The 23,772-nt window shown below is 44.8% G+C and carries 19 protein-coding genes; 8 read left to right on the forward strand and 11 right to left on the reverse strand.

Annotated elements, in window-relative coordinates; all coding sequences use genetic code 11:
* Positions 1 to 129 precede the first annotated feature (129 nt).
* Positions 130 to 576, forward strand: coding sequence for an HI0074 family nucleotidyltransferase substrate-binding subunit (locus AB4323_RS07355; protein ID WP_017093683.1), 447 nt, complete (start codon positions 130 to 132; stop codon positions 574 to 576).
* Positions 566 to 889, forward strand: a complete 324-nt coding sequence (locus AB4323_RS07360; protein ID WP_017067158.1) for a nucleotidyltransferase family protein — start codon at positions 566 to 568, stop codon at positions 887 to 889. Before AB4323_RS07355 ends, AB4323_RS07360 begins: the two co-directional genes overlap by 11 nt.
* A gap of 15 nt (positions 890 to 904) precedes the next feature.
* Here AB4323_RS07360 and AB4323_RS07365 read toward each other — a convergent pair whose 3' ends face one another.
* From AB4323_RS07365 to AB4323_RS07375, 3 genes are all read right to left on the reverse strand, one after another.
* Positions 905 to 1,093, reverse strand: a complete 189-nt coding sequence (locus AB4323_RS07365) for a hypothetical protein (protein WP_017063158.1) — start codon at positions 1,091 to 1,093, stop codon at positions 905 to 907.
* A gap of 108 nt (positions 1,094 to 1,201) precedes the next feature.
* A complete protein-coding gene (locus AB4323_RS07370) occupies positions 1,202 to 1,687 on the reverse strand; it encodes a methylated-DNA--[protein]-cysteine S-methyltransferase (RefSeq protein ID WP_102397872.1) in 486 nt (161 codons plus the stop codon).
* Between the two features lie 141 nt (positions 1,688 to 1,828).
* The gene (locus AB4323_RS07375) at positions 1,829 to 3,178 is read right to left on the reverse strand and encodes an MATE family efflux transporter (protein ID WP_372152076.1); all 1,350 of its coding nucleotides are present in this window, start codon (positions 3,176 to 3,178) and stop codon (positions 1,829 to 1,831) included.
* A 218-nt stretch (positions 3,179 to 3,396) separates the two neighbouring features.
* On the opposite strand from AB4323_RS07375, the gene AB4323_RS07380 reads away from it, so the two are divergent.
* Both AB4323_RS07380 and groL read left to right on the forward strand, forming a co-directional pair.
* Complete coding sequence (locus AB4323_RS07380) at positions 3,397 to 3,687, forward strand: co-chaperone GroES (protein WP_010433998.1); 291 nt, start codon at positions 3,397 to 3,399, stop codon at positions 3,685 to 3,687.
* Positions 3,688 to 3,893: 206 nt separating this feature from the next.
* Positions 3,894 to 5,531 (forward strand): chaperonin GroEL, encoded by a 1,638-nt coding sequence (gene groL, locus AB4323_RS07385; RefSeq protein ID WP_371722035.1) that lies wholly within the window; start codon positions 3,894 to 3,896, stop codon positions 5,529 to 5,531.
* A 154-nt stretch (positions 5,532 to 5,685) separates the two neighbouring features.
* On the opposite strand, the gene AB4323_RS07390 is transcribed toward groL, so the two are convergent.
* On the reverse strand, positions 5,686 to 7,980 hold the full coding sequence (locus tag AB4323_RS07390) for an ATP-binding protein (RefSeq protein ID WP_372152078.1): 2,295 nt from the start codon (positions 7,978 to 7,980) through the stop codon (positions 5,686 to 5,688).
* A gap of 568 nt (positions 7,981 to 8,548) precedes the next feature.
* Here AB4323_RS07390 and AB4323_RS07395 point away from each other — a divergent pair.
* Positions 8,549 to 9,106 carry a VC2662 family protein gene (locus tag AB4323_RS07395; protein WP_017061293.1) on the forward strand — a complete coding sequence of 186 codons (558 nt, stop codon included), beginning with the start codon at positions 8,549 to 8,551 and terminating at the stop codon, positions 9,104 to 9,106.
* Positions 9,107 to 9,361: 255 nt separating this feature from the next.
* The gene (locus AB4323_RS07400) at positions 9,362 to 10,840 is read left to right on the forward strand and encodes a diguanylate cyclase (RefSeq protein WP_372152080.1); all 1,479 of its coding nucleotides are present in this window, start codon (positions 9,362 to 9,364) and stop codon (positions 10,838 to 10,840) included.
* Positions 10,841 to 10,935: 95 nt separating this feature from the next.
* Here the strand turns inward: AB4323_RS07400 and AB4323_RS07405 are convergent, their stop codons facing one another.
* From AB4323_RS07405 to epmB, 3 genes are all read right to left on the reverse strand, one after another.
* Positions 10,936 to 11,424, reverse strand: a complete 489-nt coding sequence (locus tag AB4323_RS07405) for an MgtC/SapB family protein (protein WP_004733333.1) — start codon at positions 11,422 to 11,424, stop codon at positions 10,936 to 10,938.
* Between the two features lie 105 nt (positions 11,425 to 11,529).
* Positions 11,530 to 12,075 carry a prepilin-type N-terminal cleavage/methylation domain-containing protein gene (locus AB4323_RS07410; protein ID WP_372152082.1) on the reverse strand — a complete coding sequence of 182 codons (546 nt, stop codon included), beginning with the start codon at positions 12,073 to 12,075 and terminating at the stop codon, positions 11,530 to 11,532.
* A gap of 13 nt (positions 12,076 to 12,088) precedes the next feature.
* The gene (gene epmB, locus AB4323_RS07415; RefSeq protein ID WP_372152083.1) at positions 12,089 to 13,111 is read right to left on the reverse strand and encodes an EF-P beta-lysylation protein EpmB; all 1,023 of its coding nucleotides are present in this window, start codon (positions 13,109 to 13,111) and stop codon (positions 12,089 to 12,091) included.
* A 33-nt stretch (positions 13,112 to 13,144) separates the two neighbouring features.
* Between epmB and efp the strand changes: the two genes are divergently transcribed.
* Positions 13,145 to 13,711: an elongation factor P gene (gene efp, locus AB4323_RS07420; protein ID WP_009847919.1), complete on the forward strand. Its 567-nt coding sequence runs from the start codon at positions 13,145 to 13,147 to the stop codon at positions 13,709 to 13,711.
* Positions 13,712 to 14,118: 407 nt separating this feature from the next.
* A complete protein-coding gene (locus AB4323_RS07425) occupies positions 14,119 to 19,941 on the forward strand; it encodes a hypothetical protein (RefSeq protein ID WP_372152085.1) in 5,823 nt (1,940 codons plus the stop codon).
* Between the two features lie 70 nt (positions 19,942 to 20,011).
* Here the strand turns inward: AB4323_RS07425 and frdD are convergent, their stop codons facing one another.
* From frdD to frdA, 4 genes are read right to left on the reverse strand one after another with little or no spacing between them, the layout of a single operon-like run.
* Positions 20,012 to 20,398, reverse strand: coding sequence for a fumarate reductase subunit FrdD (frdD, locus tag AB4323_RS07430; RefSeq protein ID WP_017063167.1), 387 nt, complete (start codon positions 20,396 to 20,398; stop codon positions 20,012 to 20,014).
* A 12-nt stretch (positions 20,399 to 20,410) separates the two neighbouring features.
* The gene (frdC, locus tag AB4323_RS07435; protein WP_136977161.1) at positions 20,411 to 20,794 is read right to left on the reverse strand and encodes a fumarate reductase subunit FrdC; all 384 of its coding nucleotides are present in this window, start codon (positions 20,792 to 20,794) and stop codon (positions 20,411 to 20,413) included.
* Between the two features lies 1 nt (position 20,795).
* Positions 20,796 to 21,560 carry a succinate dehydrogenase/fumarate reductase iron-sulfur subunit gene (locus AB4323_RS07440; RefSeq protein ID WP_009847917.1) on the reverse strand — a complete coding sequence of 255 codons (765 nt, stop codon included), beginning with the start codon at positions 21,558 to 21,560 and terminating at the stop codon, positions 20,796 to 20,798.
* On the reverse strand, positions 21,560 to 23,401 hold the full coding sequence (frdA, locus tag AB4323_RS07445; protein WP_372152086.1) for a fumarate reductase (quinol) flavoprotein subunit: 1,842 nt from the start codon (positions 23,399 to 23,401) through the stop codon (positions 21,560 to 21,562). The genes AB4323_RS07440 and frdA overlap by 1 nt, the downstream gene beginning before the upstream one ends.
* Between the last annotated feature and the right edge of the window lie 371 nt (positions 23,402 to 23,772).

A 23,772-nucleotide genomic window follows, 5' to 3' on the forward strand; every position in this document is an offset into this window, starting at 1 on the left:
GGCACGACCTTAAACAAAAGACGAAAAGAACAGTTTTGATGAATATCGAAAGAGTGACATTGCTTGAATGATTAGGTAGCTTAAGGCTCATACTATACTTGTCTTTTACCTTATATTTAGGCTGTTTATATGAACTCAAACCCAGACCGTTGGAAGCAACGACTGCAAAACTTAATGAAAGCGCAGCAAAGGCTTGAGAGAGCGTGCTCACAAGATAGCTACAATGAGTTAGAGCTCGCTGGGTTAGTACAAACTTTTGAATTTTCTTTCGAACTGACATGGAAGACCCTTAAAGACTTACTTGAGTTTGAAGGGTTTGATGTGGCTTCGCCGAGGAGCGTTTTTCGTACGGCCTTAGAAGCTAAGCACCTGTCTTCGGAGCAGTGTGAGATTATGCTTGAAGCACTCATAAAACGAAATTTATTGTCCCACACCTATGATGAGGAAAATGTCCTTGAAGCTCAGTCACTGATCTTAGAGTCATTTTCACCAGTGATAGGGCAAGTCACACTCTATTTAAAGCTTAAATGTGATCAAGAGGGTCAATGCGAACAAGAGGTTAAATGTGATCGATAGTTATTTGGTTAAACCAGACTCGGTCGGCCTTAAGCCTCATCAGTATCAGTTGATTGAGGATATTGTTTTGAGTCATGCCGCAGTCATTCATGCCTGGGTATTCGGTTCTAGAGCCCTTGGAACTTATAAAGATAACTCCGACATCGATATTGTTATCGAGGGGCATGGGATTTCGTTAAGTGTCGTCGCAGGCTTGCAAGATCGTTTAGAACAGTCGTCGCTTCCATTCAAGGTTGACTTGCTCGTTAAACATAGAATTACATCGAATGAGCTACTTGCCCATATTGACACTTATGGGATTAAACTAAAGTAACCGAACGTATTATTATCAGCGTAACGGTGATGTTGATTCTTGAACCGATTGTTTACGTTTTGCCAGTTTATCTCGAATCTGAGTACCTGAATTGACTCGGTCATGTTTTTTATCATCAATAGAAAACGATAATAGTTTCATTAGCGCTATAGCTCCATCTCTACGCTTTCGATCTTCATAAGATTCAATCGTATCAGTGGACATTACTATCACCTCTTTGTATGAAATTTTAAATATAGACTATATGTTGTCTGGTGATAATGGCGCTTCTTGATGGCGAAATTTTATATTATTGATCTAGTGAGATAAGGTTTACTTCTTTTTATTTAAGATCGAACGCTCAAAATCTAACAACCACTCTTTACGGTTCATACCACCGGTGTAGCCGGTTAATGTGCCATTTGCGCCGATGACTCTATGGCAAGGCACAACAATACTAAATGGGTTCTTGCCATTTGCACCACCCACAGCTCTTACTGCTTTTGGGTTATCCATTATTTTCGCTTGTTCACCGTAACTGATGGTTTCGCCATAAGGAATGGTTGTTAAAGCTTGCCAAGCTACTTTTTGAAAGTCAGTGCCTTTTATCGCTCTTAATGGCAAATCGAATTCTATTCGATGACCTGCGAAGTACTCATCTAACTGTTTCGCTGCCAGTTGGCAAAGGTCATCTGGATTGCTAATCATTAGCTCTTCGTGATTTATATGGTCAATTTCAATAAGCGACACACCATTGCTAACAATGATCATCTTGCCAATTGGTGCGTCATAGAACATTTTGTAAGTGGTGTCTTCCATGTCATCTTCCTTTTTTTAGTCTTTTTCTGCTCTCAAGCTCTTCGAATCTCGTAACTGCTCTTAAGCTCTTAAATCTTTTCGCATCACGGTTACTCGCATCTCGTATCTGCTCTTATATCTTTTCGCATCCCGTATCTGCTCTTATATCTTTTCGTATCCCGCATCTGCTTTACCCCTTACACGAAGCGCAAACAAGTACCCTGAAATACCGCCGACAATGTTCCCCAAGGCTAAGCCTATAAACAGCCCTTCGACACCATCAATTTGGCTGCCTATCCAAGCGAATGGCAAGGTAAAGACAAACAAACGCATGAAGCTCCATTGAAAGGCTTTGAGTGGTTGATGCATGGCATTCATCCCACTGATCAGCATCATCACAATGCCTTGGAATCCATAGCTAAAGGGCACGACTAACAGGTAATGCCACAATATGCCTCGGACGGATTCTTCTTGAGAGAACAGGGCAGCCAAAGGAATGCTCAACGGCACCATCATTAAGAAAATCAAACCTTGGAACATCACAGCAAAACGCATACTCAGAAACAGTGCCTTAAAACTGCGTTGTGGGTTGTTTGCGCCAAAGTTCTGCGCCATGAAAGGCGTAAGCGCCGAAGTAAGAGACATCAACACAATGATAAGAATGGACTCGATACGTTGCGCTGCGCCATACGCCGCCACGGCTTCAGTCCCTTGTTTGGCCAGCATCATCATGATGATAGCGCCGGCAAGTGGGTTCAGAGCGTTAGACAAAGCCGCTGGGGTGCCTATTTTTAAGATCTGTCGCCAGTCACTGACGATGTTTGTCAGCTTAGGAGGCGTAAGCAGTTTTTCTCGCACCATTAATACGTAGAGTGAGCCACACAAAGCACCAAACCAACTGAAACCACTGGCAATCGCAGCGCCTTGAATCCCCAGTTCAGGGAAAGGCCCATACCCGAAGATAAGTAGCGGATCTAAAACGCCATTGATAAGCCCAGCCAGTAGCATGATCTTAGCGGGTGTTTTAGTATCGCCGCTGGCACGAATGGCGCTGTTGCCTGCCATGGGGATGACCAAAAATGGGATCGCGAGATACCACACCGACATGTATTCCGATATCAGCGGCAACAACTCTTGCTTTGCTCCTAGCAGGGTAAACATAGGTTCTAAGGCGATAATACCTAATGTAGACGCGCAGCCGACCAGAAGCAGAGCCAGCAATAAGCCATGACAGGTAAAGCGTGCTGCATTTTGTGCGCTGCCTTGGCCAAGCAATCGACCGATACATGTCGATAAGCCAATACCAATCCCCATGGTGATGCAGTTGATGGCAAAGGTGACTGGAAAGGTAAAACTCACCGCGGCTAAGGCTTGGGTGCCAAGCAATGAGATGAAGAAAGTATCGACGAGGTTAAACATCAAGATCGCCACCATACCGAATATGGTCGGTATGGTCATGGTACGCAATGTACTCTCAATTGGGGCAGTTAATAGCCCGTGCTTATCTTGCATGCAAAACGCCGATAGAAACCAAAAGCGTAGGATAAACAGATGCGGGATACGAGTAAACGAAAAGCAGGGAAAGATGAGGGGTGAGAATCTGCACTTTAGCTCACAATTTTTTCGTTCCCCCCTTGGGATCTTTCACATCGCCCCCAACATATTGTTTGACCCACGCTAATCGTGGCAACTATCAAAATTTAAATGGAAATTATCAGGAGATAAGACCGATGAATATCCGTCCTCTACATGACCGAGTTATCGTTGAGCGCCAAGAAGTTGAATCTAAATCTGCTGGTGGCATCGTTCTAACTGGTTCTGCCGCAGAAAAATCGACTCGCGGTATCATTCTAGCTGTCGGCAAAGGCCGCATTCTAGAAAACGGTTCAGTGCAACCGTTGGACGTAAAAGTTGGCGATACCGTTATCTTTGCTGAAGGTTACGGCACGAAAACTGAAAAAATCGACGGCAAAGAAGTTCTGATTATGTCTGAAAACGACATCATGGCGATCGTCGAGTAATCTATTTTTCATTTAACTCTCAGTAAAAGTTATCAGAGCCAGTATTGGATGATTCATATCGTCATTCCAGAAATGAGGAACGAATTATCTGGAATCTAAACAGAGTGCGATTTGAGTAGATTCTGAATCACGTTCGTCCCTCACTGTTCAGAATGACGCGATAACGCTGAGACGCCCCGAAACAAAGAATTTGAAAGGAAATTAAGATGGCTGCTAAAGACGTTAAATTTGGTAATGACGCACGTATTAAAATGCTAGAAGGTGTAAACGTTCTGGCTGACGCAGTAAAAGTAACGCTAGGTCCTAAAGGCCGTAACGTTGTTCTAGACAAATCATTTGGCGCACCAACGATCACTAAAGATGGTGTTTCAGTTGCACGTGAAATCGAACTTGAAGACAAGTTCCAAAACATGGGCGCGCAAATGGTTAAAGAAGTGGCTTCGCAAGCGAATGACGCGGCGGGCGACGGTACGACTACAGCAACAGTTCTTGCTCAAGCAATCATCACTGAAGGCTTAAAAGCCGTTGCTGCTGGCATGAATCCAATGGATCTTAAGCGCGGTATCGACAAAGCAGTTATCGCTGCAGTTGAAGAGCTAAAAGGCCTTTCTGTTCCATGTGCAGATACAAAAGCTATCGCGCAAGTAGGTACTATCTCTGCGAACTCTGATTCGACAGTAGGTAACATCATTGCTGAAGCGATGGAAAAAGTAGGTCGTGATGGCGTAATCACGGTTGAAGAAGGTCAGGCTCTACAAGACGAGCTAGACGTAGTTGAAGGTATGCAGTTCGACCGTGGTTACCTATCTCCTTACTTCATCAACAACCAAGAAGCGGGTTCTGTTGATCTAGAAAGCCCATTCATTCTTCTTATCGACAAGAAAGTTTCAAACATCCGTGAACTTCTTCCGACTCTAGAAGCAGTTGCTAAGGCATCTCGTCCACTTCTTATCATCGCTGAAGATGTAGAAGGCGAAGCGCTTGCAACTCTAGTTGTGAACAACATGCGTGGCATCGTTAAAGTGGCTGCTGTTAAAGCGCCTGGTTTCGGTGACCGTCGTAAGTCTATGCTGCAAGACATCGCTATCCTAACTGGCGGTACGGTTATCTCTGAAGAGATCGGCCTAGACCTAGAGAAAGTAACGCTAGAAGACCTAGGTCAAGCTAAGCGTGTAACTATCACTAAAGAAAACTCAACCATCATCGATGGCGCGGGCGAAGAAACAATGATCCAAGGTCGTGTTTCTCAAATCCGTCAACAAATCGAAGATGCAACGTCTGACTACGACAAAGAGAAACTTCAAGAGCGCGTAGCTAAGCTAGCTGGCGGTGTTGCAGTAATCAAAGTAGGCGCTGCAACTGAAGTTGAGATGAAAGAGAAGAAAGACCGCGTTGAAGATGCACTTCACGCAACTCGCGCTGCCGTTGAAGAGGGTGTGGTTGCTGGTGGTGGTGTTGCACTTATCCGCGCTGCATCTAAAGTTGCTGGCCTTGAAGGTGACAACGAAGAGCAAAACGTCGGTATCCGTGTTGCACTACGTGCAATGGAAGCGCCTATCCGTCAAATCACGAAGAACGCAGGTGATGAAGAATCTGTTGTTGCTAACAACGTTCGTGCTGGCGAAGGTAACTACGGTTACAACGCGGCGACTGGCGAATACGGCGACATGATTGCAATGGGTATCCTAGATCCAACTAAGGTAACTCGCTCTGCACTTCAGTTCGCAGCGTCAGTTGCTGGTCTTATGATCACAACAGAAGCGATGATCACTGATAAGCCACAAGATTCTGGCCCTGCAATGCCTGATATGGGCGGTATGGGTGGCATGGGCGGCATGATGTAATCATCCCCCTTTCTCTATAGCAGAGAAAGTCACACATAAGCTTTAGAAAACGGAGACTTCGGTCTCCGTTTTTTTGCTCTTAAAGCCTTATTTATTCGCATCCCGTATCTGTATTTCAGCTTCACCATCACTCTTTTTTTCCAAAGCTCCTTGGTCAGCCTGCCTTGTGCGTAAACTGTTGTTCATCAATTTTTTGCAGCATCATGTCACGCTTAAATGGTTTTGGAAGATAATCGTTCATTCCACACTCGAAGCAACGTTTAATATCATCATCGAGCACGGATGCCGTTAAAGCGAGGATATGTGTTGCCTGAAGTTGCAGGTTTTCTTCATAGCGCCTGATTCGCTCTGTTGCCTCAAAGCCATCTACATTCGGCATCATGCAGTCCATCAAGATAAGGCCGATGTCTTGATGATGCCCTTTATATAAATCAATCGCTTCTTGTCCATCATTGGCAACCCAATATTCAATCCCTAACTTATCTAAATTGATACATACCACCTTCTGGTTTACGCGGTTATCTTCAACTACGAGGACTTTTTGACGTACAGTCGCTTCTATCGGCTCAGGTTGATGTTGAGCGGGTTGTGGCTGTGACCTTTCAAGCACGGAGTTCAACATGCTACTTAAGCGGGAACCGAGCATAGGAAGAGTCACATAGCCTGAGATAAAATGACACTCACTCATAGGATCACTAAGATTATCTTTCACTATGATGATTTTCACCTCTGGTGCTAAGCGATGCAGTGTTTTGGCTTGGTTAATATCTTCCATCAAAGCGATCTCTGGGAGGTCAGTTGCCGCCAAGTTTGTTTCGATTGATTTTAGTTGTGGTGAGTAACCAAGGCGGAACAAGTCATCGAGTAAAAGTTTCGATGGCGCATCTGAATAATAGACAACGGTTTGTTTACGATTTTTATGTTCAGAATGATCTGATGGCACTACGGTTAATTGGAAATGAAAGCAACTGCCCACGTCTTTCTCTGACTCAACGTTTATCGAGCCTCCCATCATTTCCACCATACGTGACGAAATACTAAGCCCTAATCCGGTCCCCGCAATATTGGAGGTGATGTTGGTATCTTCTTGGCAAAACGCTTTGAAAATGTGCTCTTGTTGGTCTGCTGCGATACCAATACCCGTATCTCGAACAGAAAACTCGACCACACACTCTGTTTCCAATGATGGAAGCCGTTTAGCGGTGAATACGATAGAGCCTTGTTCTGTAAATTTGATCGCATTTGAGGCTAAATTCATCAACACTTGGCGAATTTTATTCCCATCAACATGAATGTACTCTGGGAGCTCGCCATCAATTTCAACTTCCAACTTAATCTGCTTTTGATAAGCTTTAGAAGAAATCAGAGTCACGCTATCAAACAGCAGCTCTCTTAAGTCTGTCGTATGTGGATTAATTTCCAGTTTACCCGATTCAATTTTGGACAGATCGAGAACATCGTTGATCAACATAAGTAAGGTTTGAGAAGAGGTATAGATAGTCCCAAGGCAGTCTTTCTGTTCTGCGGACAGTTTGGTTTCTGCCAGTATTTCTGACATACCAATCACGCCATTAAGCGGTGTCCGTATCTCATGAGACATATTGGCAAGAAAGGCACTTTTTGCGCGGTTTGCTTGTCGTGCTTTCTCTTGTGAAACAATCAATTGAGTTTCAAGTTGACTGGCACGCCACACAACATAAAGCAGCACCAGTAACGTCACCCCTCCTAATGCGGCTGTCGATAAGTAGCTGTACGACTTTATCTGCGTCAGGCTCTCTGCGATCTGCTTGGGTGTTTCGGTGAAAAGTAAGTTGAGCTCATCTTCAACATGATAAATACTGCTGGTGAGTTCTCCTTTGAGGCCGCTATCAGAGCTGTACCCGACACTCTTTAACCCTCGCTGCAATCGCCAAAAGTGGCGTTTAAAATTATTAAACGAAGCTAATGCACTGATCGTTCGGGAATTCTGTTCTATTTCATCTTGGATTTTGAACAATGAATCGACAATCTTATCTAATGTTGTCTGATCAAAATCGGTAAAGAACTGATACATGAGATCTTGTGTTTCTAAAGTCAATTCTTCAAGCTGCACATTATTGGATTCATGTACGAAGCGCTCAAGTGTCAACGCTGCATTTTTTAGTTTCTCAATGAGCCCAATTTGGTCCCTCTTGCCATGTATGCTGACTAACTCAAGGGCTAATAATGTAAAGGCGGTGTGGTACTCGTCGAGATACTCGACAACTTTGGCATAATTAAAAGAAATATTGAGGTCGCTTCGTACGATTTTCCCATCGATCTCAGCCAGCTTTTCGATCAGCTGACTTCGCTTTATATTGAGTTGTTCTTGAATCTCTGGTTGCCTTGTGGAAACAAACTGCTGCTCTTGTCGTCTGACAGAGAGCATAACGCTATAAGCTTCAGAAAGACTGAGCTGGAGATTAATCATGTCCTGCTCTTTAGTTCTTCAGAGCATGGCTAACATAGATATAGAGGCCTAAAAATAACACGATAGCCAAAAAACCACGCGAAATAATTGCTTTAATGGTCTGTTTATTCGTAGGTTCCTTAACCATGCTATTCCCACTGTTTCATATCGTTCTATTCCTATATTAGAATTTAGTTTATTTTCAGAATTTTACGAACATTAGTTTTTGAATACCTGAGGTCTGTTGAGCTTTTATCAATAAATTTTTTAGGATGACATCGCTTTAGATGCGGCAATAAGTGTGTGGGCTATAAGCTTGTGAAACATGTTGATTTTCTCGCCTAGATTTTTGTTTGGAATAATAAGCGTTAGAGCGGAGGTTTCGGTCTCTGTTTTTTTTGCTTTTCGCATCTCGTTCACTCGAATCCCGCATCTGCTCTTAACCATTGCTCTTTATGATTTAGCGGCTTATATTCAACAGTACAGTTATTACATTGATTTAACATGGGTAGCTGTTGAATAAAGGACAATAAATGCTTGATTAAAAATGGATTAATCAAGTGAACAATAAGTCAGTGGAGACTCCCCAATGAAAAAACTACTTTCAGTACTTGCTGTGTCTGCAGCAGTAATGGCACCGGCGGCATTTGCCTCTTCGCCTGTTATGTTTTCAACGATCAATGGCTTCAACGCACCTGACTCAGATGCTGTTGGCGGTGTGCGCTTGGCTTTACTTCACGGACAAGTGAACGACCTTAAAGGTCTTGATCTTGCTGTTGTTGGTATGTCTGAGACGCAAACGACCACAGGTGTGAACCTGGGTATTTTGGGTGCATCAAAAGTGAACCAAGAAATGACCGGTGCATCTCTAGGTTTCTTCAACTGGAACACGGGTAAAACAACGGGTGTTAACCTTGGTGCTGTGAACATTACTAATGATGTGAAAGGCGCGAACGTGAGTTTCGTCAACTACTCAGAAGGTAACACTATGGTTGATGTTGGCGCTGCGAACCTTTCAGAAGTGTCTACGGTTCAGGTTGGTATCTTCAACAAAACCAACAAAATCGAAGGCGTACAAGTTGGTCTGATCAACTGTGCTGACAACGGTTTCTTCCCGTGCTTCCCGATTGTAAACTTTGCTAAATAACGCTGTCGTTTAGCCTTTGGTTCTACGGTTGGCGAGCAACGTTCAGTTAATGCATTAGCTTTTAGTTACGCATACGCGATTAAAGACTAAGCCTATCAACGCCTAAACCCTTGTTTGGGCGTTATTACATTCAATTCTACTTCCACGATAAACTTCTCAAATCACCCAATAAGCATATTGTTTTATATTTGTTGTTGCGATGTTTGAATTTATAAGTACAATGTGCGATAAATTCACAATGATGATTTATATGCTTTGATTAACCACCATACCGTCGATTTTAAAAAGGCTTTCTTAGGCCTGACCGCCAGTTTTTTAGTAGTTTTGAGCTTGTTGCTCGTTGATTCAGCGGAAGAATCAGATAAACAGTATGGAATGGAAAACCAAGGCGTGACACGCTCTTTAGCGGAGCTCACACAGATCATAAATGCGCTTGAGTACAACATCACTGCGCTTTATCCACTGCATGGGGATACCTACGTATTCTCGCATGACAAAAAGATCGAGGGTGAGACGTGTTACTTCACCAGTGAGGGGCAACATGCCCCTCGTTTTGATTTTATGTTCTCTGGCCCTCGCGAGATGTGCAACCCGGAATCGGACCTTTATACCGAAGCGGGTAAGCGCCTGTTCATCGCGCCGACCATGGCTTATTTTGCCAATACCATTGATACCATCTCTGCGATTTATTTCATTTCAAAAGAGAAATTCATTATCTCTTCGCCTTCTGATTTTGCCAGTTACATTAAGGGCGACACCTTTGATTCGGTTGTGAATAGCAGGCCTTATTGGGTGAACACGATTCGCTTTGGCTTAGCTCAAGGGCAAGACCAAGTGGTGTATACCGGCCAATATGATGACTACCTGACAGGTCAGAAAGTGGTGACCTTAACCAAAGGAATCTACGTTAATGGTGAGTTTAAAGGGGTATTGGGTGTCGATGGTTATGTCTCGAACCTAGTATCGAACCCTACCCATGGCTATAAAGTCACCAGTACTCGAGGCGCAAACAAATACGGGTTTATGGATTTTACGTATTCCAAGCCTCTGTATGTTGATGACATTAACACCCAGCTATATCTGAGTATTGAAGAAGATAAGAGCGAACACTTTCTGCATGTATTGGAGATGGAGAAGATTCAGCTTTCGATATTGTTGGTTTTGTATCTGCTCTCGGTTTTATGGCTATGGCGCTTCTATACAAGACAAGAGCACCAGCGTTTAAATGAGCTAGCAATGCGCGACCCATTAACGGGCTTGCTGAATCGACGTGGTTTTGAGGCTCGATTACTGGCGCAAGATGAAGAGCCGATTATTGGTGTTGGCGTGTTTGATATCGATGATTTCAAAGTCGTTAATGATCAGCATGGCCATAAAGTGGGGGACGAGGTGATTTGCCATGTTGCTCGGTTGATGCTGAACAGCGTTAGACAGCAAGATATCGTGGCTCGATTTGGTGGCGAAGAGTTTGTTGTCGCGATTACGGGTGAATCGTCTGAGTTGCTTTCATCGATCTTTGAGCGAATTCAAAACGACATTAGCCTACAGAGTTATCGATGCCCTACGGGTGACAAGATTAGTATCTCAGTGTCTGGTGGCGCGACGCTTTACTCTTTGTATAAGTTCGACAGCGTAGGGCACTTGTGGGAAAACCAGAGTATTCGTTCGTCTGATGAGCAGCTCTATAAGGCAAAGGCTGCGGGTAAGAATCAGGTGTGTATTCAGGTGTATTAAGCGCTTTCGTAAAAACTCAAAGCCTAGTCGTTTGACTAGGCTTCTTTTTTGTCTCTAAGGAATTGTGTCTAGTAGATTTCATTCAAGGTGAGAGGCTACTTCTTCACGCGGCCTTTTCTCATCCACTTCTGATGCACACCACGGCGTAGGCTCTGGAAGCTATTTTCCACTTTGTCGACACCAAGTAGGATAACCAGCGCCATTAGCGTGATGATGACCGATTGGGAAAGATGCCCTAGTGCGATCATCATACCTAATGCTGCGAGTACCCAGATAATTGCGGCTGAAGTCACGCCATGAATCTTGCCATCCAGTGTCATCATTACACCAGCCCCAAGAAATCCAACACCCGTAATTATCTGACCAAGCACACGAGCTTGATCGAGTGTGTTGGGGGATAGGCTGATCGCCATCGTAAGGAAGAAATAGGTACCACTGATGATCAGAATCGACGTTCGGATTCCGACGGGTTTACCGCGTGTTTGCCTTTCGATTCCGATTAAAGAACCACACAGCATGCATGCAGCGAGGCCTGCCCAGCTAAAGGGGGCAAGGTTGAGAGTTTGTTCTATAAATTGTGACATATCACCCCTCCTAAAAATTTAGAATAGAGCCGAGTATGCTAATAATAGACCGGACGATCGAACAAAAACTTTTTGTCTTAACGATTGATAAAGATTACTTAAAACCTAGCAGCCGCTTGTTGTTAAGGTGAAGGCTGGTGTCGTGGTCTCTGTCGCTTCTTGGTACTCAAGGTAGCAGTTTTCATCTACCTTTTTGCGACTTGCTGGAGCGTAGATGATTTTTCCATCTGCGTGATTACTATTCGTAAAATACCAATCTGCATTACCCACGCCCCATTCTGCATCCAGAAACGTGGATTCGATTAGCATTGACCAAGCGTCACTGTTGATTGCCGCCGGGTAGCCATAGACCACTGAGATATTGTCACCCTCAACATTAATCGATGCGCTAGCTGCTTTATCTAAGCCCAATGCTGATGTCTTACCATAAAGCATAGCACTTGCGCCCTCCATTCCGCCTTTAAGGCCGTTTAATGTCGAGATACGAGCATCGGTTTGAAGGTTGAGGAACTTAGAAGCTGCAGTGACCGACACAATACCTAGAATCACGATCACCACGACCAGCTCGATGATGGTGAAACCTCTTGAGCTGAACCTAAGCGCTGGTTGAGATGTGGTTGCTGGTGGAGCAACTGAGGTATTGTGTTTCATTGATACAACTTCTCTATTCAATGTGTAGGTCGAGTGGTGTCTTGCTGCTGCGCCCGCCAATCTCACGGGTTAACTTAGGTACTAGGTAGCCTGAAACCTCAGAGATTAATCCTTTAAAGTGATGTTTCGCTTCTTCATCTGAAATATAGAAGTGCGCTGCGCCCTGAACCTTATCAAGTACATGCATATAGTAAGGTAAAACACCGACGTCGAATAGCTTTTCGCTTAATTCTTTCAATGAGTTAGCGCTGTTATTTACGCCTTTAAGCATCACGCCTTGGTTGAGCAGAGTCGCACCACTTAACTTAAGCTTGTGGAAAGCTTGTTTGAGCTCTAAGTTAATTTCGTTGGCATGGTTAATATGGCTCACCATCACCACATTAAGGCGAGTTTGAGCTAACAATTGGCATAGTTCATCCGTTACTCGAGCGGGAATCACAACCGGTAATCGGCTATGAATTCGAACTGTTTTCACATGTGGAATTTGTGCGATAGCATGAATTAGCCACTCTAGTTCGCTGTCTTTTGCCATCAGTGGATCGCCACCCGACAAGATAACTTCGTTGATCTCTGGGTGAGCAGCCACATAGTCTAGGCTGGTTTGCCAAACAGACTTCGAGCCCTTGTTATCTTGGTAAGGGAAGTGACGACGGAAGCAGTAGCGGCAGTTAATCGCACAACCGCCTTTTACAATCATCAGTGCGCGGTTTTTGTATTTGTGCAGTAAGCCCGGAATTGCATTTTCTTGTTCTTCCAAAGGATCGGCGGAATAGCCTTGGTGTACCTCAAACTCTTCGCTTAGCGGTAAAACCTGTCGTAGCAATGGATCGTGTGGGTTGCCTTTTTCCATTCGTTCGACAAAGCTAAGAGGTACCCGAAGTGCAAATAACTCACGAGCAGCGAAGCCTGCTTGCCACGGTGTTGGGTCTATTTCCAATGCCTCAAGCAGTTTTGTCGGGTCAGAGATCGCATTCGATAGTTGTTTGAGCCAGTTTTGCTCAACAGATTCGACTTTTCGGGTTATGATATGCGGCATTGAAATTAACTCAAAGATGTGGAAGAGAAAATCATGGCGTCAGTAAGCACCAATGAATTCAAAGGCGGTTTAAAATTCATGTTAGATAATGAGCCTTGCGCAATTATCGACAATGAATACGTTAAGCCAGGTAAAGGCCAAGCGTTTAACCGTGTAAAACTTCGTAAACTGCTGTCAGGCAAAGTGTTAGAGAAAACATTCAAATCAGGCGAAAGCTTCGAGCTTGCAGATGTTGTTGACGTTGAACTAGGTTACCTATACAACGATGGCGAATTCTACCACTTCATGAACAACGAAACATTTGAGCAAATTGCAGCAGACGTAAAAGCAGTCGCTGACTCAGCAAAATGGTTAGTTGAAAATGACGTATGTACTCTAACGTTGTGGAATGATAACCCTATCACTGTTACTCCGCCAAACTTTGTTGAGATCGAAGTAACTGAAACCGATCCTGGCCTGAAAGGCGATACACAAGGTACTGGCGGTAAGCCTGCAACTCTAGCAACAGGCGCGGTAGTTCGCGTACCTCTATTCATCGCTATCGGTGAAGTTGTTAAAGTTGATACTCGTACTGGCGAATACGTTGGTCGTGTGAAGTAATTGACTTCAAGTATCTGAAAAAGGTCGCTTAGGCGGCCTTTTTTTGTATCCCAAGATCAAGATTCGCGTAAACGAGATGCGGGATGCGAGATACGAAGAGCTGGAAAATCAAGAGTGAGTAAGCCAGATGCGATTCACCTTGGTCACAAGGTTACATTGTGTGACCAGTATCATATTTTGGTTGTATTCTGGATGAAAATCAAAAATTTTATCTAACTTATAGATTTACAAGGTGTTTTTGGCGTTTATATATCGCAACAAAAATATCTCAATACAATATGTGGCTGTTTAGTATTGATTTTGTGAATGTGTGTGGTGGAAAGGGAAGCTGATTACAATATTGTTAGAATGAGTAGAGTCTACTAGCTTTATACGCGATGTTATTAAGCAACTATGTGGGTATTGATATGAGACTTAATGCAATTACGTTGGCTCTTGGTTTGGTTAGTATCGTCGGGCTTTCAGGATGTGATGACGATGATACAACCGTGTCAACCACGACTCCGAGTGAGACTCCCTCGACTCCCAGCTCCCCAGCTGAAACGACTAAATACAGTGTGACTGCAATTGATGGTTATTTACGTCATGCTCGAATTTGGTTAGACCTTAACGGTAACTACGTCTTAGACGACGGTGAGCCTAATGCTATTTCTGGTGATGGCGGAGTTGCAGATTTAGACGTCACCGATGTCGACAACCCTGAACAGTACCCTGTCGTTGTGCAAGCGATCTCCGGGCAGACGATTGATGAAGATGAACCTGATGTTACGGTGTCTGACGACTATATTATGTCAGCCCCTCCAGGTGAAAAAGATGTCACCCCTTTGAGTACGCTAGTTCACGTATTGATCGAGCAAAACACTACAGATTCTGACGATGCTGCTGCGGTTGAAGCAGCAAAGCAAGCTGCCATTCAGCAAGTCGCTGATCAGCTAGGCTTAGATGAAGATGAAATCTTAGGTGATTTTGTTGAGTCAGGTGTTGAGGCTGCCGCTTATGCCGCTGAAAACTTGGTTGATTCAAATGTTTTGCCTTCATCTCCTCAAGAGTTGCAAGAAGTTGCTGAAAGTGAAGATAAAGGGACTAAGTTTATCTCTGTGACTGCATCTGTGAATAATGAAATCAAAAAGAAAATTGAAGAAGTTGCAGGTGATAGCGATAAGACATTTGATAATGTTGGTGGTGCGACAGAGGGTGTCGATTTTTCTAATGACACAGATGATGACGGCGTCCCCAATGACTTAGATGACTTTCCGAATGATCCCGATGAAAGTCTGGACTCCGATGGTGATGAGATCGGTAATAATGCCGACCTAAATGATGATACGGTGGACGGAGAAGATGACATCTACCCTGATGCCAATGATGCGTTTCCAACGGATCGTTCTCGTGCTGGTGACCATGATTCGGATGGGGTAGACAGTATTGATGATGTCTTCCCACAAGATCCAACTGAGTGGGCTGATAATGACTCTGATGGCTATGGTGACAATCAAGATGTATTTGATAATGACCCAACCGAATGGGCAGATACGGACGGTGATGGTGTTGGTAATAATGCCGATGAATTCCCATCGGATCCCAACGAGTCCTTAGATACGGACGGTGATGGCGTTGGTAATAATGCCGATGAATTCCCAACCGATGCGACCGAATGGGCAGATACGGATGATGATGGCTTAGGCGATAACGAGGATGACCCGTATCCAAACGATACGGATAACGACAGTTACAACAATGATGTTGATGAATTCCCAACCGATGCGACCGAATGGGTCGATGTGGACGGTGATGGCGTTGGTAATAATGCCGATGTTCATCCAGAGGATGGAAATAAGTCAATTGCTGATGTTGTGGCCAATGTTAGTGCAACTGATGTAGCAATTTTCAACATAACAGATCGCGATATCATTACACTGGATATTGAGGTCGAAGAAATGGTTGAGACACTGAATAGCGGAGAGATTGTTACCACCATAACTACTCAATATATCACTGCTGATGACGTGGTATATGGCACGACACAAAGTGTCGATCACCTGTTAAATGATGACTTTACTCGTATCCAGACCTTTGCGTACGACTATAACCTCGATGGTACTGCACGTTACGAAGGCATGTCTCTTGAAATTGGTACTAGAACCGAAACAAGCGAGACGTATTGGCGCTATATCGATGAGGGTGATGCATCTCTTGAGGGCGGTTTCGGCGGTAATGGTCGTGTCTATGAACAAGGCGTAGCCTTAACATCTAGAGTTCACCCAAATGACTTATCTCAAATAGATACAATACATAGTGTATCAGTGGAATTTGAGGACGTCGCAGAGGGCGTTCAAGCGGTCGAAACGTTAACCGAATACACGGTAAATGGCTTTGATATCGACGATGTTCAAACCCATCAAGCTCAATGGGCTCAGACTTTAACCACTGTAACGCAGGATTACGTGCAGAGTTTCGTGGAGTCTAAGCAGGACTGGGGTGCAGACGGTTACATCAATGTTGAACTTCGATTTAATAATATCCCTGATGGTAGCTATGTCTACGAATATTCGACACCAATATGGGCAAACCCACAAGATGGTGAATTCCATGAGTACGCAGACTTTAACTTTAATGATGGCAAATGGGACGATCTCACAGCGTACTGGAATTACTACCGCAAAGAGGTACTGATTAATGGTGATGTTCTTGAAAGTGGAGAGCGTACGGTTCTAGATGAGGAGACGAATACTCAACTTATTGTCGATAGTGATCCAAAAAATACTTTGTTCAATGAATGGAATGCAGTGTCTCGCTCTGTTAGTGATGTGGAAGAAAATAAACACATAGAGTGGCAGCACTACCCATTAACTGATTATTCATTTACGACTGACACAGATAACGTCGGACAGGCCTATCGCGTTTACCAGAAACAATCTAATGGCCTTTGGGTTGCTACCTCATTTGATGAGTGGGGAACACAAGCTGTTGTGGATCTACCACAACAGGTAGAGGATGCCCGTGTTGCTGGCACAGAGTTGGAGCTTATTGATGACCAAATCATTCCAGGCCTGAGCCGATACGCTACGCTGTTACCTACAAGCAGTTTCCAATACGATGACAATGGGCCAATTCAATGGCACGTCGTAACACAAGACTATCTGTTCACTGATACTGGTATTCCAACACTGGTTACACTGGATCTTGGTGATAGTGGTGTGGTTCCTGGTTCGTTTACCGGAGTGAATGATGTTGATATGGTGCTTATGGTTCCGGTCGTCGATAATCCTTGGTCTTGGTACGATGCCTACTATCGTAGGGGCATAGATACATGGGGCATGGATCTAACAGAAGGAGACTTTAGTTGGAACAATAGCCTAGGAATGTTCTTCTTAAACGAGACAGCAGCTCAAGACTATCTTACACAGGTTCTAAACCAAGATAGTGACGACGATGGCTTTAAAGACTACGAGGATGCTTTCCCTAATGATCCAAATGAATGGGATGATAGTGATGGTGACTATGTTGGCGACAATAGCGATGCCTTCCCTTATGACTCATTAGAGTGGGCGGATTCTGATAGTGATGGTTTAGGCGATAACCATGAGAATGCAACCGAAGGTTTAGATCCGAATAATGCTGATTCAGATGAAGACGGCGTTTATGACGGTGAAGACCTTTATCCAACCGACCCAAATAAGTGGACTATTACCGCCCAAGAGTTTGCGGAGCAAGAGGGGACTCTTTACGGATTCTTCAGCGATTGGAGCGAACTATCGTTCGTAGATATTCTGTTTAAAGAAACCTTGAGTTATGGCGGTGATACGTTAACCCTTACGGAACTCATACAGTACCGTGGTGATCAATCCTTTATCCAGCTACCACTTGAAGCTGAGGGGGACGTACAGCTCACTGAAAACGGCTGGCAAACTCCGGTAGGTTATACGATAGACTTCTCTGGAGAGCAACTTATTGCCTATCCAGAAGACAATTCCAGTTTCTATTATTCAGTAGAATCAGAAGTGGTAAACCTATCGGGTATGGCATTGTATGAAGTCTACTTTGAGTGGTTCGACTTCATGGAAGAGGCGAGGTTCGCTGAAGGCTCACAAGCGGTAATGTTTACCTTCTCTCCAGCCGTAAACCAGTACTTCCTATGGGAGGGTGGTAGTCCGTACGTGAGGTTCTCTGACGTCGGTTATGATACGGATGGTAGCTCTATTACAAGTCTGGACGACATTATTGTGTCGCAGTCGGTCGGTGAGTCGGTTTCCACAGATCTTACTACCTCTGTTGGCCTCTATCTAGACTTTGATATCGAGTTAGTGAGTGATGGCACGGCGCATTATTACTTCTTTGATTGGGACGCAGGAACGGCAAGTCGCGTCGCTACTGCGGATTACTTACGTTACACATTACACGGTGAAGATATCGTCGAATTTACCGTACCAGTTGAGGCTATGCCCTACATGGGAGAGGGGGATACGCCTACCATGATCTTTAGCATGTACAATGGTGAACTTACGGTAGGTGAGATTGAGGCGCCAAGTGCTGAACCGTCGGACGATACTATGTACGCTTTCAATGGTATTGCCGCACAGTCTATAGAAGATGGTGTAGTGTTGAGCGATTACCTATTTACCTGCTACTTGGGTGATAGCGATGATCAGTCAAGCCCAATCATGGCTGACTATGAGCTTGCGATTACGGATTGTGGCGGTCGAACTCACATTACCAGCGAAATGGTCGAGGGTCTAAACTTCCAACGCGTTAAAGGCAATGGAAATACTCGTGACTACTTGTTCAATGCTGATGGCACAGTGCATGTATTGAAGGGAGAGGGCGGTAACTATACTGACGATTGGGTCATAGAAGATGGCTTGGTTAAGATCAGCTATTCTGATGAATCGGAGAGCTTCACGACTTACTGGGCACTGTTAGATTCGTTGGATGATACGTGGTCAATCAAGTTCTATGAGAACGAAGTTGTGGACGGTCAATCAAGTAGCTATATCTGGATGGATACTATTATTCAACAAGATCGTCCGATTGTGCTTGAAGAGTGCTACATCGGTGATGCAGAACCTGTTGAGGGGCAACCTATCCCGAGTATGAGTGACTACGAAACGGCGATCACGGATTGTGGCGGTCGAACTCACATTACCAGTGAGATGGTCGAGGGTCTAAACTTCCAACGCGTTAAAGGCAATGGAGATACTCGTGATTACTTGTTCAATGCTGATGGTACTGTACATGTAATTAAGTCCGAAGGAGGAGATTACACCGACAACTGGACCATAGAAGATGGCTTTATTAAGATCAGCTATTCTGATGATTCGGAGAGCTTCACGACTTACTGGGCGTTATTAGAGTCAATGGAGCAAACTTGGTCAATTAAGTTCTTCGAGGAAGAAACGTTAGGCGGTGTGACTGAAAGTTGGATATGGGCAGATACCGTGGTGCAACAAGATAGAAACGCTCTGCAGTTTGACCCGACTAACTTGGTATTGAGGGAGTACGATGGTAACAACTTCTTCTTCCATGCTGATGGCAGTATGAGTTACATCGGCAATGACGGCACTGAGACCTATGGGAACAGTTGGATGCAAACTTCAGCTAATACCATGGTGGTAACTTATGAAAATACCTCAACCGAGCAATGGGTACTTGTATCACAAACTGATGACGAATTAACTATCTCTAGGGATGGTTCAGAGGAGGTGCTTACAAATGTTACCTACGAGGGAACAGTAACGGTCTGTGAGGATGGTGATTCACCGTGGGATGATTTTACGGACCAACCCTCTGACTTTGGCACTCGTTCGGACTATGACAGCGCAGTCGCCAACTGTACCGTTGGTGGTGCTCAGTTTATAGAGTCTGATTTCACAGGTAATGGCAGTGAAAGTTCTCGTTGGGAGCTCATCGATCTTTGGGAGATAAATGGCACCGTCATGGCTGTAGTTGAAGAAGAGGTTGTGTTCCATAGTAACGGTACTGGCTACTTTGACGATGATGAGGGATTGTTCGGGTTCGATTGGGTGATTTTGAATGGTGAGGTGACCTTAACCATAACCGAAGAGGAATTTATAGGAGCCAAAGACACCTGGAATAAGGTTGATCAAGATGGAGAGTATATTACGACTAAATCCTTCTGGAGCGATCCAACCTGGAGCAACCCTGCGCCGGCAGAGGGAGAAGCTGAGATATTCTCGGGTGTGATGCGATTTGTGGGGTTTGAATCGCCGTAACGCATATAGACTTATCATCTAGCATAGAATAAACGCCTAGGGTCAAACCTAGGCGTTTTCTATTTAACTGTTAAATCATAAAAATGAAAATAACAGACAATGCGCTGATTAGGCCTGCAACGAAGTAGCAGCCAACTTTACCCGCAACACCGACATGGAACTTAAGGTCGTGCATGCCGTGGTGAAGACGGTGCATTGCGTGCCACATTGGCAGTGCTAGCGTACCGATGATGAATAGCGCACCGATAATGCTGGTGGCGAATTCAGACACACGCTCGTAGCTCATTGCGTCCGCATCGATGATGCCCATTGGCACTAAGATACCTAACACTAGAACCGTGATTGGTGTGATCATCGCAAACCAAGTACCGCCAGCGCCAAATAGGCCCCACCAGATTGGCTCGTCAGAGCGTTGTGGGTTGTGGTTAACAGGTTTTACTTTGTAATTTGTGTTCATAACGAAAGCTCCTTACACCACAACAAGAACGATTAAAGAAATAAAAGCCACCGCTGCCCACTGGGTCAGTACGATGATTTTTTTATCAACCAATTTGCCTTTAAGACGGATTGGCATTACTTGAGGCATCATGCTGAAGAAGGTTTGAGCGTGCAGCAAGCTGCCTAGCAGTGCCACGATGTTGATACCAACGACGATAGGGTTCGCCATAAAGCTCAACCAACCCACCCACGCTTCAGGGCCTTTCACTAGTGCACCCAAACCGAAGGTTAGGAACAGAGTGAATAGAATCAAAGGCAGTACAGTCGCTTCACGTAGCATGTAGAAGCGGTAGAACGGATGGTTGCTCCACCACGTTCTCTTCATCTCACGAACATAAGGCTTACGATTGCTCATATTATGCCTCCTCTGCTGTTTTTACTTGCGATCCGTCTGGCTTGAACATCGAGATAACGAAGTCCATTGAAGACTCAACTTTACCTTGGTTTACTGCAGCCGCTGGGTCTACTTTCTTCGGACATACGTCAGAACAGTAACCTACAAACGTACAGCCCCAAGCGCCATTGTCGCCATTGATAAGCTTCATACGTTCAGCTTTACCATTGTCACGGCTATCTAGGTTGTAGCGGTGAGCAAGAGCAAGTGCCGCAGGGCCGATGAACTCAGGGTTTAGACCAAACTGAGGACATGCTGCGTAACACAAACCACAGTTGATGCAGCCAGCGAACTGCTTGTATTTCGCCATTTGCTCTGGAGTTTGGATGTTCGTGCCGTCTTCTGGCTTACGGTCGTTACCAATGATGTAAGGCTTGATTGCTTCAAGGCGTTCGATGAACGGTGTCATGTCGACAATCAAATCTTTTTCGATTGGGAAGTTAGCCAAAGGCTCAATCTTGAAGCCATTCGGGTAGTCACGTAAGAAGCTCTTACACGCCAGTTTTGGCACGCCATCAACCATGATGCCGCAAGAACCACAAATCGCCATACGACAAGACCAACGGTAAGACAGGTCTTTATCTAGGTTGTCTTTGATGTAACCGATCGCATCAAGTACTGACATGGTTTCATCAAACGGAACTTCAAAGGTTTGAAAGTGAGGTTCTGCATCGTGCTCAGGGTCATAACGCAGGATTTCAATTTTTTGGATTCGATTCGCTGACATTATGCTTGCTCCTCTTCGCTCTTCTTCGCATTCTCTTCTGCTGCTTTTTCAGCGGCAGCGGCTTTCTCTGCAGCTTCACCGTACAGACGAGCTTTAGGTTGAGATTTAGTAATCTTAACGCCGCTGTAGTCGATGGTTGGTGCTGCATCTTCGTTGTAGAAAGATAGAGAGTGTTTCAGGAAGTTTACGTCATCACGTTCTGTGCAGTTGTCGTCTAGACGTTGGTGTGCACCGCGAGACTCTTTACGAAGGATCGCTGAGTGAACCATCGCTTCTGCAACTTCAAGACCGTAACCCACTTCGATAGCGTAAAGTAGGTCAGTGTTGAATACTTTGCCTTTGTCTTTAATGCTGATCTTCTTGTAGCGAGCTTTCAGTTCAGTGAGTTTGTCGATGGTCTTTTGCATCAAGTCTTCTTGACGGTAGATACCACAACCCGCTTCCATGGTGTGACCCATTTCAGTACGGATATCAGCCCAGTTCTCGTCGCCTTCTTGAGCCAAGATGCCTGCGATGCGCTCTTCAACCGCTTTCACTTGCTTAGCGATAGACTCTTCGTTCCAGCCTTTGAATTCAGCAGCGCGTTTCACTGCTTCTTCACCAGCAACGCGGCCAAATACTACGAACTCAGCCAGTGAGTTAGAACCTAGGCGGTTTGCACCGTGTAGGCCAACTGAAGCACATTCACCAACGGCGAATAGGCCTTTAATACGAGTTTCACAGGTACCGTTAGTCTCAATACCACCCATGGTGTAGTGAACGGTTGGACGAATTGGGATTGGCTCTTTTGCTGGGTCTACGTTTACGTACGCTTTTGCTAGCTCACAGATGAACGGTAGACGCTCTTGCAGGTACTCTTCACCAAGGTGGCGAAGGTCAAGGTGCACGACATCACCAAGTGGGTGCTTGATGGTGTTGCCTTTCTGCTGCTCGTGCCAGAATGCTTGAGAAACTTTGTCACGTGGACCCAGTTCCATGTATTTGTTTTTCGGCTCGCCCACTGGAGTTTCAGGGCCCATGCCGTAATCTTGCAGGTAACGGTAGCCGTTCTTGTTGACGATGATACCGCCTTCACCACGACAACCTTCGGTCATCAAGATGCCAGTGCCCGGTAGGCCTGTTGGGTGGTATTGAACGAACTCCATATCACGCAGTGGTACACCGTGGCGATAAGCCATTGCCATACCGTCGCCAGTTACGATGCCGCCGTTGGTATTACAGTGGTAAACACGACCTGCGCCGCCGGTTGCTAGAACAACAGATTTTGCTTTGATGGTAACAAGCTCACCTTCAGACATGTGAATCGCGATTAGGCCTTGTACTTCGCCATCTTCAACGCCGCTCTGGTTTTCTACGAGAAGGTCCACCACAAAGTACTCATCAAATCGTTTGATTGTGTCGTACTTCATCGAAGTCTGGAACAGAGTATGAAGCATGTGGAAGCCGGTTTTATCCGCTGCGAACCACGTTCTCTCTACCTTCATACCGCCGAATCGGCGTACGTTTACTTCACCGTTTTCTTTACGACTCCATGGGCAGCCCCATTGTTCCATTTGGATCATTTCGCGAGTCGAGTTTTCAACAAAGTATTCAACAACATCCTGTTCACATAGCCAGTCGCCACCGCCAACAGTATCGTTGAAGTGGTTATCTAGGCTATCTTCGTCTTTAATTACCGCTGCTGAACCGCCTTCTGCCGCTACCGTGTGCGAACGCATTGGGTAAACTTTAGAAATCAGTGCTACTTCCAGTTCAGGATTAGCTTCAGCCGCAGCAATAGCTGTACGAAGACCAGCGCCGCCTGCGCCGATGACTGCGATATCTGTGGTAATTGTCTTCACAGTTATTCTCCAGTGTGATGCGGAGTATTCCGCTTGTTATTATAAAAAGCATTTAGAGAGTACTTAAACGGCATCAACCGTTTATCACCCCTAAGCCTTAAGTGGTAGGTTCAGTGTAAGAGAGGAAGGTATTCGAAAAGTTGATGCATTTGGGTTTTTAGGTCGGTAGTGCATATGGAGGCATAGAAATTATAGGTTATGTGACTGCAATCACGGCAATGAATTGTTGATAACGATTAACCCACAAGACTTGTGTTAACGGCTTGTTGAGTATGATTTTTGTTATCAATGTGGATGTGAAAGCTGTATTGATAATTGTATTGTAGAACGTAATTTTCTGGCTTCATTAAAGCAACATTTTGCTTCCATCT

This window comes from Vibrio sp. 10N.261.52.C11 (assembly GCF_041471405.1).
Classification (GTDB): domain Bacteria; phylum Pseudomonadota; class Gammaproteobacteria; order Enterobacterales; family Vibrionaceae; genus Vibrio; species Vibrio crassostreae_C.

Excerpts from the sequence above, each read along its gene's own strand:
- AB4323_RS07355 (WP_017093683.1), top strand. The coding sequence starts at position 130 with ATGAACTCAAACCCAGACCGTTGGAAGCAACGACTGCAAAACTTAATG.
- AB4323_RS07365 (WP_017063158.1), bottom strand. The coding sequence starts at position 1,093 with ATGTCCACTGATACGATTGAATCTTATGAAGATCGAAAGCGTAGAGAT.
- AB4323_RS07370 (WP_102397872.1), bottom strand. The coding sequence starts at position 1,687 with ATGGAAGACACCACTTACAAAATGTTCTATGACGCACCAATTGGCAAG.
- AB4323_RS07375 (WP_372152076.1), bottom strand. The coding sequence starts at position 3,178 with ATGCAAGATAAGCACGGGCTATTAACTGCCCCAATTGAGAGTACATTG.
- AB4323_RS07380 (WP_010433998.1), top strand. The coding sequence starts at position 3,397 with ATGAATATCCGTCCTCTACATGACCGAGTTATCGTTGAGCGCCAAGAA.
- groL (WP_371722035.1), top strand. The coding sequence starts at position 3,894 with ATGGCTGCTAAAGACGTTAAATTTGGTAATGACGCACGTATTAAAATG.
- AB4323_RS07390 (WP_372152078.1), bottom strand. The coding sequence starts at position 7,980 with ATGATTAATCTCCAGCTCAGTCTTTCTGAAGCTTATAGCGTTATGCTC.
- AB4323_RS07395 (WP_017061293.1), top strand. The coding sequence starts at position 8,549 with ATGAAAAAACTACTTTCAGTACTTGCTGTGTCTGCAGCAGTAATGGCA.
- AB4323_RS07405 (WP_004733333.1), bottom strand. The coding sequence starts at position 11,424 with ATGTCACAATTTATAGAACAAACTCTCAACCTTGCCCCCTTTAGCTGG.
- AB4323_RS07410 (WP_372152082.1), bottom strand. The coding sequence starts at position 12,075 with ATGAAACACAATACCTCAGTTGCTCCACCAGCAACCACATCTCAACCA.
- epmB (WP_372152083.1), bottom strand. The coding sequence starts at position 13,111 with ATGCCGCATATCATAACCCGAAAAGTCGAATCTGTTGAGCAAAACTGG.
- efp (WP_009847919.1), top strand. The coding sequence starts at position 13,145 with ATGGCGTCAGTAAGCACCAATGAATTCAAAGGCGGTTTAAAATTCATG.
- AB4323_RS07425 (WP_372152085.1), top strand. The coding sequence starts at position 14,119 with ATGAGACTTAATGCAATTACGTTGGCTCTTGGTTTGGTTAGTATCGTC.
- frdD (WP_017063167.1), bottom strand. The coding sequence starts at position 20,398 with ATGAACACAAATTACAAAGTAAAACCTGTTAACCACAACCCACAACGC.
- frdC (WP_136977161.1), bottom strand. The coding sequence starts at position 20,794 with ATGAGCAATCGTAAGCCTTATGTTCGTGAGATGAAGAGAACGTGGTGG.
- AB4323_RS07440 (WP_009847917.1), bottom strand. The coding sequence starts at position 21,560 with ATGTCAGCGAATCGAATCCAAAAAATTGAAATCCTGCGTTATGACCCT.